This is a genomic window from Glaciimonas sp. OK215 (assembly GCF_057787885.1).
Genome location: NZ_CM173544.1, coordinates 3,168,832 through 3,186,098, shown reverse-complemented (window position 1 = coordinate 3,186,098; position 17,267 = coordinate 3,168,832). Strand labels below are relative to the sequence as shown.

General features: G+C 57.0%; 15 protein-coding genes and 4 pseudogenes. 14 read left to right on the top strand and 5 right to left on the bottom strand.

The window, feature by feature from the left end; genetic code table 11:
* Positions 1-118 precede the first annotated feature (118 nt).
* The 4 genes and pseudogenes from AC3CHX_RS14405 to AC3CHX_RS14390 all read left to right on the top strand — a co-directional run.
* Positions 119-1,909 (top strand): acyl-CoA dehydrogenase, encoded by a 1,791-nt coding sequence (locus AC3CHX_RS14405; protein ID WP_488644674.1) that lies wholly within the window; start codon positions 119-121, stop codon positions 1,907-1,909.
* 38 nt (positions 1,910-1,947) lie between these two features.
* Positions 1,948-3,129 (top strand): acetyl-CoA C-acyltransferase family protein, encoded by a 1,182-nt coding sequence (locus AC3CHX_RS14400; RefSeq protein ID WP_488644673.1) that lies wholly within the window; start codon positions 1,948-1,950, stop codon positions 3,127-3,129.
* Positions 3,130-3,158: 29 nt separating this feature from the next.
* Positions 3,159-4,007, top strand: coding sequence for a 3-hydroxybutyryl-CoA dehydrogenase (locus AC3CHX_RS14395; protein WP_488644672.1), 849 nt, complete (start codon positions 3,159-3,161; stop codon positions 4,005-4,007).
* Positions 4,008-4,022: 15 nt separating this feature from the next.
* Positions 4,023-4,286, top strand: a pseudogene (locus AC3CHX_RS14390) (IS110 family RNA-guided transposase); the annotation flags it as partial.
* A gap of 397 nt (positions 4,287-4,683) precedes the next feature.
* Here AC3CHX_RS14390 and AC3CHX_RS14385 read toward each other — a convergent pair.
* Positions 4,684-4,884 carry a hypothetical protein gene (locus AC3CHX_RS14385; RefSeq protein WP_488644671.1) on the bottom strand — a complete coding sequence of 67 codons (201 nt, stop codon included), beginning with the start codon at positions 4,882-4,884 and terminating at the stop codon, positions 4,684-4,686.
* A 211-nt stretch (positions 4,885-5,095) separates the two neighbouring features.
* Here AC3CHX_RS14385 and AC3CHX_RS14380 point away from each other — a divergent pair.
* Positions 5,096-5,494 (top strand): annotated as a pseudogene (locus AC3CHX_RS14380) (DDE-type integrase/transposase/recombinase); the annotation flags it as partial.
* Positions 5,495-5,577: 83 nt separating this feature from the next.
* Positions 5,578-6,827, top strand: a pseudogene (locus AC3CHX_RS14375) (IS256 family transposase).
* Positions 6,828-7,944: 1,117 nt separating this feature from the next.
* Here AC3CHX_RS14375 and AC3CHX_RS14370 read toward each other — a convergent pair.
* Positions 7,945-9,369: a DHA2 family efflux MFS transporter permease subunit gene (locus AC3CHX_RS14370; RefSeq protein ID WP_488644670.1), complete on the bottom strand. Its 1,425-nt coding sequence runs from the start codon at positions 9,367-9,369 to the stop codon at positions 7,945-7,947.
* A gap of 399 nt (positions 9,370-9,768) precedes the next feature.
* Here AC3CHX_RS14370 and AC3CHX_RS14365 point away from each other — a divergent pair, with 399 nt between their 5' ends.
* The 3 genes from AC3CHX_RS14365 to AC3CHX_RS14355 all read left to right on the top strand — a co-directional run bounded on the left by AC3CHX_RS14365 (position 9,769) and on the right by AC3CHX_RS14355 (position 11,430).
* Positions 9,769-10,050, top strand: a complete 282-nt coding sequence (locus AC3CHX_RS14365) for a tripartite tricarboxylate transporter substrate-binding protein (protein WP_488644669.1) — start codon at positions 9,769-9,771, stop codon at positions 10,048-10,050.
* 259 nt (positions 10,051-10,309) lie between these two features.
* Entirely contained in the window at positions 10,310-10,654 is a 345-nt protein-coding gene (locus AC3CHX_RS14360; protein ID WP_488644668.1) for a CzcE family metal-binding protein, read from the top strand.
* A 419-nt stretch (positions 10,655-11,073) separates the two neighbouring features.
* Complete coding sequence (locus tag AC3CHX_RS14355) at positions 11,074-11,430, top strand: hypothetical protein (protein ID WP_488644667.1); 357 nt, start codon at positions 11,074-11,076, stop codon at positions 11,428-11,430.
* A gap of 630 nt (positions 11,431-12,060) precedes the next feature.
* On the opposite strand, the gene AC3CHX_RS14350 is transcribed toward AC3CHX_RS14355, so the two are convergent.
* Positions 12,061-12,396: a hypothetical protein gene (locus AC3CHX_RS14350; RefSeq protein WP_488644666.1), complete on the bottom strand. Its 336-nt coding sequence runs from the start codon at positions 12,394-12,396 to the stop codon at positions 12,061-12,063.
* Between the two features lie 9 nt (positions 12,397-12,405).
* On the opposite strand from AC3CHX_RS14350, the gene AC3CHX_RS14345 reads away from it, so the two are divergent.
* Complete coding sequence (locus tag AC3CHX_RS14345) at positions 12,406-12,768, top strand: hypothetical protein (protein WP_488644665.1); 363 nt, start codon at positions 12,406-12,408, stop codon at positions 12,766-12,768.
* Here the strand turns inward: AC3CHX_RS14345 and AC3CHX_RS14340 are convergent.
* Positions 12,765-13,445, bottom strand: a complete 681-nt coding sequence (locus AC3CHX_RS14340) for a hypothetical protein (RefSeq protein ID WP_488644664.1) — start codon at positions 13,443-13,445, stop codon at positions 12,765-12,767. The genes AC3CHX_RS14345 and AC3CHX_RS14340 overlap by 4 nt on opposite strands.
* A gap of 36 nt (positions 13,446-13,481) precedes the next feature.
* Here AC3CHX_RS14340 and AC3CHX_RS14335 point away from each other — a divergent pair.
* Positions 13,482-13,779, top strand: a pseudogene (locus AC3CHX_RS14335) (DUF3363 domain-containing protein); the annotation flags it as partial.
* Between the two features lie 59 nt (positions 13,780-13,838).
* Here AC3CHX_RS14335 and AC3CHX_RS14330 read toward each other — a convergent pair.
* Positions 13,839-14,729: a LysR family transcriptional regulator gene (locus AC3CHX_RS14330; protein WP_488644663.1), complete on the bottom strand. Its 891-nt coding sequence runs from the start codon at positions 14,727-14,729 to the stop codon at positions 13,839-13,841.
* Between the two features lie 115 nt (positions 14,730-14,844).
* Here AC3CHX_RS14330 and AC3CHX_RS14325 point away from each other — a divergent pair, with 115 nt between their 5' ends.
* The 3 genes from AC3CHX_RS14325 (at position 14,845) to AC3CHX_RS14315 (ending at position 17,260) form a co-directional block, all read left to right on the top strand.
* A complete protein-coding gene (locus tag AC3CHX_RS14325; RefSeq protein ID WP_488644662.1) occupies positions 14,845-15,921 on the top strand; it encodes an SMP-30/gluconolactonase/LRE family protein in 1,077 nt (358 codons plus the stop codon).
* 149 nt (positions 15,922-16,070) lie between these two features.
* Positions 16,071-17,054 carry an aldo/keto reductase gene (locus tag AC3CHX_RS14320; RefSeq protein WP_488644661.1) on the top strand — a complete coding sequence of 328 codons (984 nt, stop codon included), beginning with the start codon at positions 16,071-16,073 and terminating at the stop codon, positions 17,052-17,054.
* Positions 17,055-17,101: 47 nt separating this feature from the next.
* On the top strand, positions 17,102-17,260 hold the full coding sequence (locus AC3CHX_RS14315) for a hypothetical protein (protein WP_488644660.1): 159 nt from the start codon (positions 17,102-17,104) through the stop codon (positions 17,258-17,260).
* Positions 17,261-17,267: the final 7 nt, after the last annotated feature.

Sequence of the window (17,267 nt, the reverse complement as noted above, 5' to 3'; positions counted from 1 at the left end):
GCAGTACGGTTCTGCTGGCTGGGGCAGATCACCACCGCGCTGTCCGAGGTCGACGGACAGTATCGGCGGGATATGTAACGGAATCTTGAATTTTTTAATCTAACAACACGGAATCAACATGAGTCAATACAAGGCGCCGCTGAACGATATCGGCTTTCTGCTCAAGGACGTATTCAGGTTCGACCAGCATGCGCAACAGTGTGGGTTCGATCTGGATACTGATACCGCACTCGCCATTGCCGACGAGGCAGGTAAATTTGCTAAGGAAATGATCGACCCGATCAACCGGGGCGGCGATACGCAGGGGGCGCGTTGGGAGAACTCCAGCGTAGTTACCGCACCAGGTTTCAAGGATACCTATCGCGCTTTTTGTGAGGCCGGCTGGAATGGCTTGCGCTTTCCGACGCAATATGGCGGCCAGGGATTGTGTTCGGTGATGGCAACCATTGTTGATGAAATGTGGCATGCAGCCAGTTTCAGTTTTGCGCTTTGCCCGATGCTGACCAACGGCGCGATGGAGGCATTGTTGACGGCAGGAAGCGATGAATTGAAAACGGTATATTTGTCGAAGCTGGTCAGCGGCGAATGGACCGGTACGATGAATCTCACCGAACCGGGCGCAGGATCGGATCTGGCGGCTATCCAGACCCGGGCGGTCCGTCAGACTGACGGCAGCTATCGTGTCAGCGGGCAGAAGATTTTCATCACGTACGGTGAACATGACCTTACCGACAACATCATTCACCTGGTGCTGGCACGCACACCGGATGCGCCGAAAGGGGTCAAGGGCATTTCACTGTTTCTGGTGCCCAAATTTCTGGTCAATCCGGATGGCACGCTGGGACTGCAAAATGACGTGCGCTGTGCATCGATCGAGCACAAGCTGGGTATTCATGGCAGCCCGACCGCAGTCATGCTGTTTGGCGAGAAAAGTGGTGCGGTCGGCTATCTTGTCGGCGAAGAAAGCCGCGGCCTGGAATACATGTTCATCATGATGAACGAGGCGCGCTTTGCGGTCGGCCTGCAGGGACTGTCAATCTCCGAACGCGCCTACCAGCATGCATTGGCGTATGCGCAAGAGCGGGTGCAGGGAAAGGCTGTCGGAGAAGATGGCAGCCTCGGTAAGACGATCATCCGTCATCCAGACATGCGACGGCTGCTGTTATCTATGAGAAGTAAGATAGATGCAATGCGTGCAATGGCGTTCTACGTCGCAATGCAGAAGGATGTCGCACATTCCTCTGCGTCCACCCTGGAAGCCCGCAAGACGGCAGCGAGCCGGATGGAATTGCTGATTCCCATACTGAAAGGGTGGTTCACCGAGACAGCACAGGTGGTTACCACTGACGCGTTACAGGTGTTCGGCGGTATGGGGTTCATCGAGGAAACCGGTGCGGCGCAATATTATCGCGACGCCCGCATCATCACTATTTACGAAGGCACCACGGCGATCCAGGCTAATGACCTCGTTGGACGCAAGACACTGCGTGACGAGGGCGAAGCTGCTTTTTCGCTGATCGACAGCATTCTCGCCGACACGCAGGTGCTAGCGGCGCAGGACCACGTGATCGCACGTTTGTTGTCTGATCGTCTGGTCGACGGCTGCGTGGCCTTGCGCGGTGTCGTTCAATGGTTTCTGGAAAAGAAGGAAGCCAAGCCACGCGAAGTGTATGCCGGCGCCGTGCCATTTCTCGAACTATGGGGTACGGTTTGCGGCGGTTGGATGCACGCGCTTCGCCTGCAAGCCGTGCTACAGAATCCGTCGTCGAACGATCGACTCACGGCGACGGAACTTTCAGCGCATTTTTTCGCGCAGCATGTGCTGGTGCGCGCACCGATGCTCGCCGCCACCATCAGTCTTGGGGCTGAGAGTCTGCTCAACTTTCCTGAAACTGCCTGGCAGGAGTGACATGGATGCTCTTAAATTGATTAACGGAGATATACGACATGCAACGTGAAGTATTTGTTGTTGGTGCAGCGCGAACCGCTATCGGTGCATTTGGCGGCTCGCTCAAGGATGTTGCGCCGACGCATCTGGGCACGACGGCGGTGCGCGCAGCGCTTGAACGGTCGAATGTAGCCCCGGATGCGGTGGGCCACGTGGTGATGGGCAATGTGGTGATAACCGAGCCGAAAGATGCCTACCTGTCGCGGGTGGCAGCCATGGATGCCGGTATCCCGAAAGAGGTCCCTGCCTTCAACGTCAACCGCTTGTGTGGTTCCGGTTTGCAGGCGATCATCTCGGCAGCGCAAGCTATCTTGCTGGGCGATACCGGCATCGCGATAGGCGGTGGCGCCGAATGCATGAGTCGCGGTGCATACCTGCTGCCTGCAGCGCGCTGGGGGGCGCGCATGGGTGATGTCCAGGTGATCGACTATATGACCGCCATCTTGCATGACCCTTGGGAAGGGTTTCATATGGGTGTCACCGCCGAGAACGTCGCAGCACGCTACGGCATCACGCGCGAGATGCAAGACGCGTTGGCGTTGGTGAGCCAACAGCGGGCGGCTCGCGCCATCGTCGAGGGGCGCTTTAAAGAACAAATCGTGCCGGTTGAGATTGCAACACGCAAGGGAACGATATTGTTCGACACCGACGAGAATGTCCGATCCGCTACGACGCTCGAAGCCTTGGCGCAGATGAAACCCGTTTTCAAAAAAGGTGGACTGGTCACTGCCGGCAATGCCTCCGGCATCAATGATGGCGCCGCCGCAGTGGTGCTGGCCTCGGGCGAGCGCGTCAATTCGCTTGGGTTGAAGCCGTTAGGGCGTCTCGTTGGTTACGCGCATGCAGGGGTGGAGCCAGGATACATGGGCATCGGACCTGTCCCGGCAACCCGCCTGGTACTGCAGCGCACCGGGCTGCAGGTAGCAGACCTGGACGTGATTGAATCCAACGAGGCTTTTGCTGCACAGGCCTGTGCAGTCGCTCAGGAACTCGGGTTCGACCCGGAAAAGGTGAATCCAAACGGCTCCGGTATTTCGCTGGGTCATCCGGTCGGGGCCACCGGCGCAATGATCACCGTGAAGGCGCTAGCCGAGTTGCACCGCATTGGCGGACGCTACGCGCTCGTGACGATGTGCATCGGTGGCGGACAGGGGATTGCAGCAATTTTCGAGCGTGTTTAACGAGTAGCACCAAAAAGAAGGAATCTGATATGGGTATTCAACAGGTAGGCGTCATCGGTGCCGGCACCATGGGCAATGGCATCGCCCAGGTTTGCGCACTCTCTGGAATGCAGGTTGTCATGGTCGATATCACCGAGGCCGCGCTGGAGAAAGGTGTTGCATCCATTGCCGCGAGCCTGGATCGCCTGGTAACGAAGGATAAGTTGCTAACGGCGGATAGAAACTCGGCGCTGGCTCGCATCAAGACAAGTACGCAGTACGACGTGCTGCAACCGATGGACCTGGTGATCGAGGCGGCGACAGAAAACGAGGAACTGAAACTACGGATCCTCAAACAGGTCGATAGCCTGATGCAGCCGGGGGCGATTATCGCCACCAACACCTCATCGCTGTCCATCACCCGGCTTGCCGCATCTACCGCGCGAACGGATCGATTCATTGGTATGCACTTCTTCAATCCGGTTCCGCTCATGGCGCTGGTTGAATTGATCCGCGGGCTGCAGACTTCGGATGAGACGCACGCCGAGGTCGAAGACTTTACGAAACGTATCGGGAAAACGCCGATCACGGCGAAGAACAGCCCCGGATTCGTCGTCAATCGTATTCTTTGTCCAATGATAAACGAGGCGATCTTCGCGCTGCAGGAGGGACTCGCGAGCGCCGAAGACATCGACGATGGTATGAAGCTTGGGTGTAATCAGCCGATCGGACCACTTGCACTCGCGGACATGATCGGCCTCGACACCATGCTGGCCGTGATGGAGTCGTTCTACGATGGATTCAACGATCCGAAATATCGCCCGGCCCAACTCTTGAAAGAGATGGTCGCTGCCGGTTATCTAGGACGAAAAAGCGGACACGGGTTCTACACTTACTGAGCTTACTGGTACTAAGGCACAGGCCTTGCTCGCGTTCTACGCGAGCAAGGAATTGACGTTCTGGAAGTGAATCGCCCGGATCGCGAAAAACGTAGGCTACAGAGCAAGTCTGACCCAACAGATGCAGAGAATGCTGTACTTTCAGTTCTTTCTGGCGAAGCGACTGCTGTTCCAAAGTCCCAGTCCGGCGCTGCCGAGGCCATGCGCATTATTTCCGTTGCCAGGTGTAGTGCAGTCAAATCCAAGACGCAAGCAATCAACCAGTTGATATTTATATTGGAGTAGTATCGCGTTAGCGACGGCGAGATGGAATTCTGCGGGGATTCTTGATCGCCCTTAAGCCGGCGGATTTTCCCTGTCAACGAGGGTGGGCGGGTAGCAGCAGCGTATTCCTGCGCCACCGCCTCCTCAGAACCGTGCTTGCGACTTTCACTCCACAAGATGTGGCCGGCCACATGTCGTGCATCGAGAGGTGCAAGTCCGGTTCAGAGAGGAGAGGCAGGGAAATAGTCCGACTACGCCCTGGCTCTTACTCTACTCTCGATGAAGCGCGGCTTCGTCTATCTGCGTCATAATTGCGTCGCTACCCAAACAAGCTGCGCCAACGGCAAGGCGCTCAATCCTAAAGGCGCTCTAGAAAAATATGCTAGAGAACTTGAACCTGGGCGGATCTCGACTACCCTAACTCGTTGGTTCGGAAGTTGCACCTTACCATCGCCCGCAGTTCGTTGATTTGGTGCCGGGTGATAGGAGAAGACTGGTCAACGACACGGGCCATCGCCATGGCAATGCCCAAGGTATCCAACACTGCGTTAGCCTTGCCTAGAAAAGAACAGGCTAGAGCAGAAGGTGAAGCAGAAATTTCAAAGGTAGCCATGATCTTCCTAAAGGGTTATTAAATTAACGCTGCTGCGCACAATATACCTGCCGCTAATCTAATGCGCCAATTTCAAATGGCAATATCAGTTATACGAATTTTTTTGGGGGCGAAGTGCTACCGGTTGTTCCGACGGTTGTTGGTGTCGCATTAGTAGAGATCATCATCGCATTCGAGTCGATTGCTGCGTTTGAAAAGTAAATGAACTGACATGCTGAATACCAAAGGAATGCGATTTCCGATCGAGGTGATTTTGGTCCGCATCCGGTGGTACGCAGCATACCCATTGAGCTATCGGCACATGGAAGAATGAAATGGAAGAACGTGGTGTGGTTGTTGACCATTCATCGATCAATCAATGGACGATACGTTTTCTGCTGCTACTTGAAAAAGTGTTCCCCGATCACAAGCGCGCAAGACAGTCGACTTTTTGTTGACGGCAAAGCGCGACAAGACAACTGCAAGGCGCTTCTTTGACAAAGCAATGCAAGCAAACGATGTCCCTGAAAAAGTCACGATGGATAAGAGCGGAGCCAACAAGGCGGAGATCGATGAAATCAATGCCGACATGAACGCGCCGATGGTGGTTCGTCAGGTCAAATATCTTAACAAATTTTATGCGTTTGGCAGGAGGGTGTATTTGGTTTCGTGTCAACGGTCATTTGGCAGGACACTGCCACCATAGAGGAAAAAATGACCTACGTAAAACGCACTAAGCGGGCCAAGCCCGATCCCGATTTGGTCAAGCTGGCTGACAGCCTGCTCGCCAACTACAAAACCCTGAAGACCTGATTGGCGAAAATGGCTTGCTCAAGCAACTGACCAAGATGTTGGTCGAGCGCGCGCTGGAAGTGGAGATGAAGGACCATCTCGGTCACGGCAAGAGCAACGCGGTTATCAACGACACGGCCAACACCCGCAACGGCCATAGCAGCAAGACTCTCAAAGGCGATTTTGGCGCGCTCCCGCTCGATATTTCCCGCGATCGCCAAGGCGCGTTTGAACCGCAAATCGTCAGCAAGCATCAAATCCGCTGGACCGGTTTCGACGACAAGATCATCTCGCTGTATGCACGTGGCCTGACGGTCAGGGAGATGCAGAGCCACCTGGAAGAGATATATGGTGCCGAGGTGTCACCAAGCCTGATATCGTCCGTCACAGACGCTGTGAGCGAAGATGGGAGGATCAGGCAGGCCAGACCGCTCGACGCCCTTTACCCGATTCTGTATCTCGACTGCATTCACGTCAAAGTGCGCGGCACAGGCGCCGTCCGAAACAAGGCTGTCTACCTGGCCATCGGCGTGAACATGGAGGGCCACAAGGAGGTGTTGGGCCTGTGGATCGCTCAGACCGAGGGCGCCAAGTTCTGGCTGCAAGTAGTGACCGAGCTGAAGAATCGTGGCGTGCAGGACATCTTCATTGCCTGTGTCGACGGCTTGAAAGGCTTCCCTGATGCCATCGAGGCGGTCTATCCGAAAGCCGCCTTTCAACTATGCATCGTTCACATGGTGCGAAACAGCCTGAACTTCGTTCCCTGGAAAGTGCAGAAGGAAGTGGCTACCGATCTGAAGCGAATCTACAGTGCGGCGACCGTCGATGAAGCCGAACTCATGCTCACCGAATTTGAGTCAAAGTGGGACAAGGACTACCAGTCGATCAGCCTGTCTTGGCGGCGAAATTGGGCTCGGATCGCGCCGTTCTTCGACTACCCGCCGGAAATCCGCAAGGTCATTTACACCACCAACGCCATTGAATCCATTAAGATGAGCCTGCGGAAAGTCGTCAAAACTCGCAGTTCATTCCCAACTGATGAGGCCGTCAGCAAGCTGTTTTATCTGGCATTAAACAATATCAGCAAGAAGTGGACGATGCCCTTGCGGGACTGGAAAGGAGCACTCAACCGCTTCACAATCCAGTTTGAAGAACGGATGACGCCGAATTAAACGAGATTCCGGTTACACAAAATTCCGCAGTGCGACATGAGGTCGCGTAAGTGATTGTTTCACCTGTTTGTAGAAAGGAAGAGAAACCGGTTGTTCCGTCAACCGTAGCTTATCGGGGCATGCGAAGTTGGTAACGACTTGGTGTGAAGCCTCCGGGACAACGTAACCTGCTCGCAAGAGCTGCATTGATCCTGTGAAGGAAAGATGCTTTCTGCCAGCGTCAAGGCGGATGAGGTGCCAGGCTGTGCGGTATGGTCAGCGTATGCGAACTGCTGAATGAATTGTCGTGATTTGTGACAAGCCAAAGGCGCTGACAGGCTAGAGCCAAACAGGCACACGATTGGTTATTCCTGTTACGGGTGGGAATACACGGACACAACGATCGTCGGCAAAGAGGCAGGACCTAACCCGCGCGTGTCACTTATGCGGAACATGGGAAACCCGATTCACCGCCCAACCTTTCGGAATATCGTAAGGCGGCAGGCGATCCGCAAGGGGCGCTGCTGGTGGAGCGGGCAGAGGATGGTGGAAAAAGCGATCGCCGGACTGTAACGGTCTGGATAGCGATTCAGGATTTGTCGCGATCTGAAAGGATGCCCACTTCCACCGGGTGCAGCAGTCGTCCGACGGCTACTTAGATTCTGCTAGTGCTCCATGAGCGCTACTCGGGTTCAGCAAGAGAGTAACCATCGGCTAAACGGATGGTTCTGCGTCCCCGCAATGAGAATCAGGCAGTGACGCCGGCGAAGACGAGTGGATAGGGAAACTTGTCCGTGAAATCGGCTTCGGTATCGAGGCTTTTACTGTGCTTGAGCCGTGTGCGAAATGTGGCGTTGGATGAAATGTGGCGTCCAGCGCGCCTCCCGTCTGGCGTGCGGGAGTTAAACGCCACATAAATTTTTGAAGAGTAATGTTGGATCTCCCAAGCCAAACAGGAGATCCGATCATGTTTGATTCACTCTTTCACTATCCTCGGGTGTTGGCGCGTCACTGTGAGGGGCCGTTTGCTCATGATAAATTAAGGCAATTTGCCTAGATATTGGAGCACATCCGCTGGTGAACGATCCCGCCACAGAGGTCCCTCCCCTTCGCTCCTGCAAGCCGACTCCAAGCAACCTTAGATTTTTTCGATCTCTGCTCTTGCCGCTACGCCCTTGCTGATACTTTCCCCATCTTCCTTGCGCAAGGTCCAGAACGTCAGCGACGACAAGATCGTCAAGCCGGCCACCGTCAGGAACGTATGGTGCAAGGCACTGCTCACGACAAGATGATCGGTTTGAGGCCGGCCGGCCAGATACCAGCCTGTGATCAGCGAGCCGCAGGCCAGGCCGAAACTCATCGATAACTGCTGCAGCGAGCTGGCAATCGTGCTGGCCATGCTGGAATCGGCGCTGTCGACGTCAGCGTAGGCGATGCTGTTCATGCTGGAAAACTGCAGCGAATTGAAAAATCCCAGCGACAGGCTGAGCATGACGATAGCAACCAGCGGCGTTCCCACTCCAACCAGCGAAAACAGGGCAATTGTCACGCCAATCAGCACGGTGTTGACGACGAGCACCTGGCGGTAGCCGAAATGTGCCAGCACGCGCGCGGAAATGACTTTCATCCCCATCGCGGCCGCGGCCGACGGCATCATTAACAGCCCCGATTGCCAGGCGGGCAGTCCCAATCCGAGCTGATACAGCAGTGGCAACAGAAACGGCATGCCGCCCACCCCGAGGCGGGTGACGAAGCCGCCCGCAACGGAGACGCGGAATGTGCGTATCTGAAACAGGGTCAGGCGCAGCAGCGGATGGCGCTCCTGGCCGGCGTGCCACACATAGGCGGCCAGCAGGCTGATGGCGAGCAGGAGCAGCACCGCGGCCGAGGTCGGATCGAGGGTATGCTCGCCGAATATTTCGAGCAGCCATGAGAGCAGCGCGATTCCTGTGCCAAACAAGACCAGTCCGATCAGATCCAGCGGCCGGGGCTGGTCGCCGTAATAGTCCGGCATGTAGCGGTGGGCCAGAAACAGGGCGGCCAGTCCGACCGGCACGTTGATAAAGAAAATTTCGCGCCAGGACAGCCAGTGCACGATCAATCCGCCCACGGTCGGCCCCAGCAGCGGCCCGATCAGGGCTGGGATGATGACGAAATTCATCGCGGCCAGCAATTCATTCTTGGGGAAGGCGCGGATAATGCTGAGGCGGCCAACCGGCATCATCATCGCGCCGCCGATGCCTTGCAGCATGCGCGCTGCCACCAGCATCGGCGAATTGAGGGACAAGCCGCACATCATCGAGGAGAATGTGAAAATTGCCACCGCGCCAGCAAACACGCGCCGGGTGCCGAAGCGGTCGGCCATCCAACCGCTTACCGGGATACAGACCGCCAGACTGAGAATGTAACTGGTGACCACCGCTCTCAGACTAAGCGGCGTCACGTGCAGGCTGGCGGCCATGCTGGGAACGGCTGTATTGAGAATGGTGGAGTCGAGTTGCTCCATGAACAGGGCGGTGGCGACGACCCATGGAAGGTAGTTTTTGGTGGCGGAACTAGTCATCGAGCGCGGTACCTATTGTCAAAGTCTGAGAGTGTCGAGATCGTCGCGGAAAATTCGCCAACGCTGCCCGAGGGGGATGTCCGGCATTGTTGCACGGACGGCTGTCTATTGGTCGTTAAACCCATTATTTGAAGGGCATCGCTAGTTCGGGACTATCGGCATTAATCGACAAACTCCATCAGCAAGTCCTTGGCACTGATCACGCTGCCCGGTTTGACATGGGTGCGGGCGACCGTCCCATCTCGCTCGGCACGAATCATGGTTTACATTTTCATCGTTTCGATGGAGGCCACCGGATCGCCATGGTTTTTTTGTTTTTCGCGCTGGCGACGGCCGCACTCGCGCATGACTATCCGCTGAAGGCTGTGAGAATCCTGGTGCCGTACGGTCCCAGAACGGGTGTCGATCTTGCGGAGCGCCTTCTCGCCGAACGGTCGCGAAATCCTTCGGCCATCCGTTCGTCGTGGGAACCGAGCCGGGGCGGCTGGCACGATCACCGGCGCAACCGTGGCCTCCGCGCCGCCCGACGGCTATACGTTGCGGATGAATGCTTCGGGTCACAGGACGGTGCCTGCGCTCATGAAGAATCTCCCGTACGACGCGCGGCGCGACTTCGCCGGCGTAGCCATGACCCCCGAATCGCCACTCGTGCTAGCCACGGAAATCACATTATTCAAGTAATTTCTGATACAAAAACAGTCTTTTTTCTGGCATGTCCTTAGACGCTGTATCAGCGTAAAGGGAAGCACATGGCAACCGTGTTCCCCTTATATTTCTCTGCCCAGGTTCGACCAAGACTACGCGATCATGGCGAACGAGCAGTTACGCAAATCACATTAATGTCAAACGAACCAAAAGGACTATTGTGTGTCTTATGGTTGTGCGGCTAGGTTACCCCACGCCATCTACTTGGTTATGTTATCTATCTATGGAGGTCGCCATGAAACTGAAATTATTTCTTCCTACTGCCTTAACACTGATCCTGACTACTGCAGCATCTTCCGCAATCGCGGCACCTTGGCGAACCGATCTTCTGGGCGAGCCAGCATCGCCAACAGCAGCCAAACGTATGATCCCAATTGACGCCAATACCAAGTACGTGAACGTGACGGCTGGCGAGACCGTCACGTTTGTTGTCGGTGGCAAGTCGATTACCTGGAATTTTGATACCCCACCAGACGGTCTTAGCTTTTCGTTGAATAGAATTATTCCAGACGGCACCACCCTTGATCGCGATATCAAAGTGTATGTCGCACCGAATCCGCTGTACATTGGGCCAGTTTGATTCTTAATTTGCCTAATATCAAGTGAAGAACAGCTTAACTGGGTTTATTCTGCGCAGAGGATCCATTTGAAGGAGGCACTGACCTCTACGGTTTTAATGCGGGTGCGTGTGACTGCATGAGTGTCAAGGCGGGAAGTTGCGCCGCCTTGACTAGTTCCTACCAAAGTGGTTGACGTTTCGGCAATTTCAAGTTCTGACCAACACTCCTTTATCCTCTTTTTCCGAGATTTTCCATTGAGAATTTTCAAGGCGAATGAACGGGCGTGAATTTTCTGGCAAATCGTGGATTATTGCGGGGTCCCGCAAACCCTGCATACATACTCGATTTTGTAGAAGTCGCTTCGAAAATTCAGGCAGTAAAATAAGCGGACGCTTTGCTTCACAATTTCGCCCAGAAGTTCGGATACGGGAACAAGAGCATGACGAAGAGAACGAGATCGAACCATACAAGTGGATTCAACGCCAAAGTGGCATTGGGTGCGCTGAAGGGCGACAAGGCGCTGACTGAACTCACTCTGCATTTGGCAAAGAAAGTTCTCCAGGTACATGGCATTGATCGGGACGAGAAGCCGGGCTGGTGCCACAAGCTCGGAAAATCGACCCAACCCAGGTATTCGCGGCCGAAATCACGTACAGTACGCCCAGCCCAATTTGTGGGCAACACGTTCAGTGCCAAGATAGGGGCCGACTCCAGCGGTGTGGGACGGGTTATCCGCAAACCTGCGCACAGATTCTGTTGGCAACTCTCGGCCCTGTTCATGGAAGGGCGTATCTAATTTTGGGCGCATTGCCCGGCTTGTAATCCCGTTGACCCAGACCTAATGCTTTTCTCTGGCTCTCCCATAACCGGTTGCGATACGGGGTGCCAGTTCGGGGAACAGCATGCTCAGCACAGCGTCATACCGCGCTGGTCGAAAACACGCCTCGTCGCCGGCCACCACTTTGTCGATGATGGTTTGGCGCCACGCAGCATAGAGATCGGTGCTTCTGCGTGAACTGTTTTTCCAGACCATAGGCCTTCACCGCCATGGGGTAGAGCGTATTCCACTGTTGGATGTCCGTTCCGCTTTGCATGATGGCATTGAGAACCTGAAACCCGGTATGACGGCGTAGCCGACTCCGCGGTTCTGCTGAATCGACAGGAGGCGTGGAATGACGCCAGCTTCGTCCACCATCGTCGCATCGGCAGCCCCCGGCAAGTCGTGCACGGCCAGGGCCTCGGCGGCCTCCATGATTTGCACCCATAGTTCACTGTCTGGCCCCAGAAGTGAGTGCTTCGGCGTTGCTGCCACTACGTGCGCGTCGGGCTTTCTTGATGCGCGTATTGGCATCGTAGAAGGCAGTTTCTGCCGCGACGTAGGTGCTAGCCCATTCAGTTGCTGGCGTGGCGAGCAGGCGAGGGCGCCTCAATTCGGCCAGGCGCTCTTGGTAGCGAATGGAGACAGGTGCCTATCTATCTCTACTTCGACGATTTTCCGTTTGATTCGCCAGACTGGGTGGTGCACCCAGCGTTTGCCTATCGTCCGATTGACGACCAGATTGCAGAGCCCGTCCAAGGTCACCTGTCCACCGAGCGAGCCTATGTCGATCTCCAGTGTCGGCAGATCGAGTTCGCGAATACGACGTAGCTTTTCTTCATCAATGCCATGGGTCACAATGACTTCGATCAACAAGGTTAACGGCCAGGCTTGACTGTAGTTATCTTCAACATCCTCTTCAAAATCTCCGTTGACCATCGTCATGGTACCGCCGTGGGCGTAGATCTGGCGTCCACCAAGGTTGCCGATCACGTCGGGCACGATGGTGCCCAGGCGTCGTTCCAGCCGTATCTCATCCAGGTCCAAGAGGCGGGAGGGGGGCATCCAGGACTTGCGAATCGTGTTTTTATCCCAGTCGCCGCCGAACTCTTCGGGTGGGTCGCGATTGACCTCGCCTTCCAGGCCGGGCGTCGCAATCGACGAGGCTTGCTCAAGGATGGCTTTGACTTCACGGTGGAGCAGCGTCTCGCGCCGCTAGCGTTGCATGGTCGTGGCGTCGACGTCGGGTGGCAGATGCGAACGGAAGTCCGCTTCGTCGGTGTCCTGCCAACCATCCAGAGCATCCTGCGAGGCTAGCTTGGCCGCCGCATCGCCCTTTGCAGCCAACGCCTGAACGTTCCAGTGGACGCACCATCGGATGTCCGGAAGGATACGCAGTAGGGCGCGAATTTCCTCCGGTCCAAGCAGCGCGATGGTTGGATCTGAAAGCGATGGCGTGACGATTGCGCGCCCGCGACCGTCGCTGCCGGGTTCGCGTAGGTCAGGTCGACCAGCAGCTCCCGTCCATCGTCGAGCGTGAGCAGCGGCGTCGCATACTCATGCAACGCCGCACCGACAACGGTAATGCGTTCGTCGGGCGCCTCAACCCAGACTTCATAGCCCTCGCCGCTGAAGCCGGTGGCGGTGCGCGACATTCTCCGGCGTGGAAGATCGATCATGCCCATCTCTAGCAGGTGTCGCGTGGCGGCAAGGCGTGCCGCGACCAGAGAGCAGTCATCTTTTTGTGCGCCAGCGAGATGCCGAAAATGCGTCGTGGGCAGTGTTCGCAAGGGCTGGACTGCCATCATGGAAATCAGCGAGAGGTTGCAAGCTGGACAAGTGCATGCGCACTCGCCTTTCGCCACCTCGGGATCGTGGATATATCGCGGTTCGCCAGTCTGCGCATCGTGCGCCCACTTCAACGGCACCACCGCGGCGTCAATCGTCTCGGTTCGTCGAGCCGGATGGCTGGTATCGATTTGCCAAGTGGACATGGGGCTGTCGTGTTAAGGCATCCGGGCCGTCCAGCCGTAGCCGAACGGTGCGAGCAGCGCGTGATCCTGGCGCGTAACCTGCTGGCTACGCTGCGCGGTCGAGAGCTGGCGGCAGTTGGTCAAGGCATCATGGCAGAAACGGGGCTAGGGCATCGTTTCTTGAGTGACGCTTGCCTCCGGGCGCTACACAATGCTGGACGACGGACTGAAATTCGCCCTGGTGCCGTGGAAGCCGATAATTGAGCGGCGGCTTGGCCAAGCGATGACCGCTACAGTGCGAGGTGGTGGCGCATCCTGGGAGTTTGGACGGCAGCGCGGACCTTCAATGACCTGAACACCATAAAACGGCGCATTATGAGACGCGTCTGTCTGGGACTTCGGCAGGCGCATCAATCACTGGTTTCCTGGCGCGCGCAATGCCTCTACGACCAGTGCCAAAGCGGGCGAGGCACTGCGGCTGGCGTAATACAGGTGGTGGCCGGGATAAGTTATCGCCCAGTCATCCAGGACCGCCGTCAGGCGCCCCAGAGCAATATTTTCGTTGACGATGTCCGCAGGAACCCAGGCCAGACCGTGCCCAGCCAGCGCCGCAGCGACAGTCAACTCTGTCGTGTTGAACACGAGCCGCCCCGTCACATGGGCATTCATACTCTTCCCTCGGCGCTTGAAGTCCCAGCTCAACAGCCCGCCGTGGGTCGGCAGGCGCAGGCAAATGCAGTCGTGTTCGGTGAGATCCTGCGGTGTACGAGGCCGAGGGTGGCGCGCGAAATAGTCGGGGCTGCCGACAACCGCCATGCGCAGGTCCAACGCCATACGCACCGCAATCATGTCCTTGGCGACATCGACACCGAGGCGCACGCCAATGTCGAATCGTTCGGCAACGATGTCGATGAAGCGGTTGTCGCTGCTGATCTCAATCTTGATGTCCGGGTACTTCGATAGCCATGGCCGCAGCCTCGGCCAGATCAGTGTCTGCACCGCATGTTCCGTCGCCGTGATGCGCACCGTCCCTGCCGGCTTGCCGCGCAGCTCGCCCAGCACGGCCAGTTCGGCCTCAATGTCCGCTAAGCGCGGACCCACGGTCAGGTACAGCCGCTCACCCGCTTCGGTGGGCGACACGCTGCGCGTGGTCCGGTTCAGCAGCTTCAGGTCCAGCCTGCGTTCCAGCGCCCGGACCGTCTGGCTGAGCGCGGACTGCGTTACGCCCATTCGCGCAGCTGCACGAGTGAAGCTGCCCTCCCGGACGACAGCCGCAAAGGCCGCCAAGTCGTCGAATCGTGTCATTGATTATCGCTCCTTATGAGTCTATGTCGATTTAATAATCTAGTCATCTACCAGAAATGTGCTTAGAGTTCTTGTCACGTATAACCACCAATTGACCTGAGTATAAGGAAACAAGATGACACGTCTCCCATCGCGGGCCAATCACCCCGCACAGCGCCGGCTTCACCGGTTTCAACACTTCGCAGCCTGCGCTTGCGCCGTTCTGTTGTCGGCCTGCGCGGGCAGCCAGTTTGCAGGGATGGGCGCCAGCCACTCGCTGGATTACACAGACGACACGCGTGGGATGTCGCCGATTCCCACCAGCGAGCGGTACCTAGCGACCGCACTGGCGGAGCCCTACTTCAAGGTCTCTGACAAGCCATTGCCGCTGGAGGGGCTCGCGTTCGACCGCCAAGGGAATCTGTTGTTCGTTGACATCTTCGGAGGCCGCGTGCTGCGCCTGACGCCGGCCCTGAAGCTCACGACGATTTTCACCGACAAGACCCTGACCCCAGTAGGCATCGCCATCCATCAGGATGGCCGTATCTTCGTGGTCGGCGTCGGCAACCTCGCGGCGGGTCGGATGATTGCGCTCGACCCGGATGGCAGCAACCAACGGACCATCGTTTCGGACAGCGCCGGCTACGTGCCGGACGATCTGGTCTTCGACCCTAAGGGCGGGATCTACTTCACCGACGTCAAAGGCACCTCGACCAGCCCGACCGGTGGCGTGTACTACATCGCGCCGGACGCGAAGATAATCACACCTTTGCTGCCGAATATGGCGATGGCTAACGGCGTAACCCTGAGCCCGGATGGCAAAGTGCTGTGGGCCACCGAATTCGCGGCCGGACGGCTGCACCGCGTGGACCTGAACGAGCAAGGCGGGATCGCCCCGTTCGGCTCGACCGTGCCGTACCATTTCACCGGCCGCGCGCCCGATTCGATGCGCACCGATGCCGACGGCAACGTCTACGTTGCGATGTTCAATCAGGCCCGCATCCTCGCCTTCAGCCCCAATGGCGTGCCGATCGGACAGATACTTCTGCCTGGGCGCGAGCAGAACCACTTCCTCACCGTCTCAAGCATGGCATTCCTGCCCGACAGCCGGGAGATGCTCATCGTCGCCTGGGATGAAATGGGCGGACGCGGCGCGATGATCTTCAAGGCGCAGGGATTCGCCAAGGGCGCCACGCTATTCTCGCATCGGTAGCGGACAAAGGCTGGCAGGTCGTTGAATCGCGTCATTGATTAGTGCTTCTTATAAGTCTATGTCAATCCAGCAGTCTAGTCAATTAACAGAGATATGCGTAAAGTTCCTATTATGAACAACTGCAAGTTAGTCAAACAAGGAATCTGAGCATGATCAAACGCACATTGGGAGCAAGCGGCCTGGAAGTCTCTGCCATCGGACTCGGCTGCATGGGGCTGAGTTTCGCCTACGGTCCCGCGACCGACAAACAAGAGGCAATCAAGTTGATACGGTCGGCCGTCGAGCTTGGCGTGACTTTCTTCGACACGGCTGAGGCTTATGGCCCGTTTACGAACGAGCAACTCCTCGGTGAGGCCCTGGCCCCGGTCCGTGATGAGGTCGTGATCGCCACCAAGTTCGGCTTCCGGGCCGGCGACTCAACCGCGGGGCTGGACAGCCGGCCGGAGCGCATCAGGGCAGTCGCCGAAGCGGCACTGAAACGGCTGAAAACAGACCGCATCGATCTCTTCTACCAGCACCGCGCTGATCCGGAGGTGCCGATCGAGGACGTGGCCGGCGCCGTGAAGGATTTGATCCAGCAGGGAAAGGTCAAGCACTTCGGGTTATCCGAAGCGGGCGTGCAGACCATACGCCGCGCGCACGCGACCCAGCCCGTCACCGCGCTTCAAAGCGAATACTCGCTATGGTGGCGCGAGCCCGAGGTTGAAATCCTGCCGACACTCGAAGAACTGGGGATCGGTTTTGTCCCGTTCAGTCCGCTCGGCAGAGGCTTTCTCACCGGTGCCATTGATGAGAGCACCACCTTCGACAGTACCGACATTCGCAACACCGCTCCGCGGTTCACGCCGGAGGCTCGGAAGGCGAACCAGGTCTTGGTGGATCTGATCGGCAGGATTTCGTCGCAGAAACATGCAACGCCTGCGCAAATCGCACTCGCCTGGCTTTTGGGTCAGAAGCCCTGGATCGTTCCGATTCCCGGGACGACCAAGCTGCATCGCTTGAAGGAGAACATCGGAGCCACTGGTGTGGAACTATCCCCGGAGGAACTCAGCGAAATAAACGATGCCGTCTCGAACATCGCCGTCGAGGGTGCGCGGTACTCGGCCGACTGGCAGCGGCTCGTCAATCGCTGAGCATTGGGCGGATCTCCTGCGGTCGGCCACCAAGAAAGCGATCGCTCGTGACCACCATCCACCAGCAACAGAAATCTTCGCCGCGCCCCGTCCCGTTGGCCCTGCGCGACACGCTGGGCATGGACTATCTACACATGCAGAAAACCTGGAGAGCTCTGGCCGCGAAAGCTGCGCCGGAAAAGATCCAGATCCCGTTTCAATTTTAAGGAGTTA

Excerpts from the sequence above, each read along its gene's own strand:
- AC3CHX_RS14400 (WP_488644673.1), top strand. The coding sequence starts at position 1,948 with ATGCAACGTGAAGTATTTGTTGTTGGTGCAGCGCGAACCGCTATCGGT.
- AC3CHX_RS14330 (WP_488644663.1), bottom strand. The coding sequence starts at position 14,729 with ATGACACGATTCGACGACTTGGCGGCCTTTGCGGCTGTCGTCCGGGAG.
- AC3CHX_RS14350 (WP_488644666.1), bottom strand. The coding sequence starts at position 12,396 with ATGACGATGGTCAACGGAGATTTTGAAGAGGATGTTGAAGATAACTAC.
- AC3CHX_RS14395 (WP_488644672.1), top strand. The coding sequence starts at position 3,159 with ATGGGTATTCAACAGGTAGGCGTCATCGGTGCCGGCACCATGGGCAAT.
- AC3CHX_RS14360 (WP_488644668.1), top strand. The coding sequence starts at position 10,310 with ATGAAACTGAAATTATTTCTTCCTACTGCCTTAACACTGATCCTGACT.
- AC3CHX_RS14370 (WP_488644670.1), bottom strand. The coding sequence starts at position 9,369 with ATGACTAGTTCCGCCACCAAAAACTACCTTCCATGGGTCGTCGCCACC.
- AC3CHX_RS14385 (WP_488644671.1), bottom strand. The coding sequence starts at position 4,884 with ATGGCTACCTTTGAAATTTCTGCTTCACCTTCTGCTCTAGCCTGTTCT.
- AC3CHX_RS14325 (WP_488644662.1), top strand. The coding sequence starts at position 14,845 with ATGACACGTCTCCCATCGCGGGCCAATCACCCCGCACAGCGCCGGCTT.
- AC3CHX_RS14355 (WP_488644667.1), top strand. The coding sequence starts at position 11,074 with ATGACGAAGAGAACGAGATCGAACCATACAAGTGGATTCAACGCCAAA.
- AC3CHX_RS14340 (WP_488644664.1), bottom strand. The coding sequence starts at position 13,445 with ATGTCCACTTGGCAAATCGATACCAGCCATCCGGCTCGACGAACCGAG.
- AC3CHX_RS14320 (WP_488644661.1), top strand. The coding sequence starts at position 16,071 with ATGATCAAACGCACATTGGGAGCAAGCGGCCTGGAAGTCTCTGCCATC.
- AC3CHX_RS14405 (WP_488644674.1), top strand. The coding sequence starts at position 119 with ATGAGTCAATACAAGGCGCCGCTGAACGATATCGGCTTTCTGCTCAAG.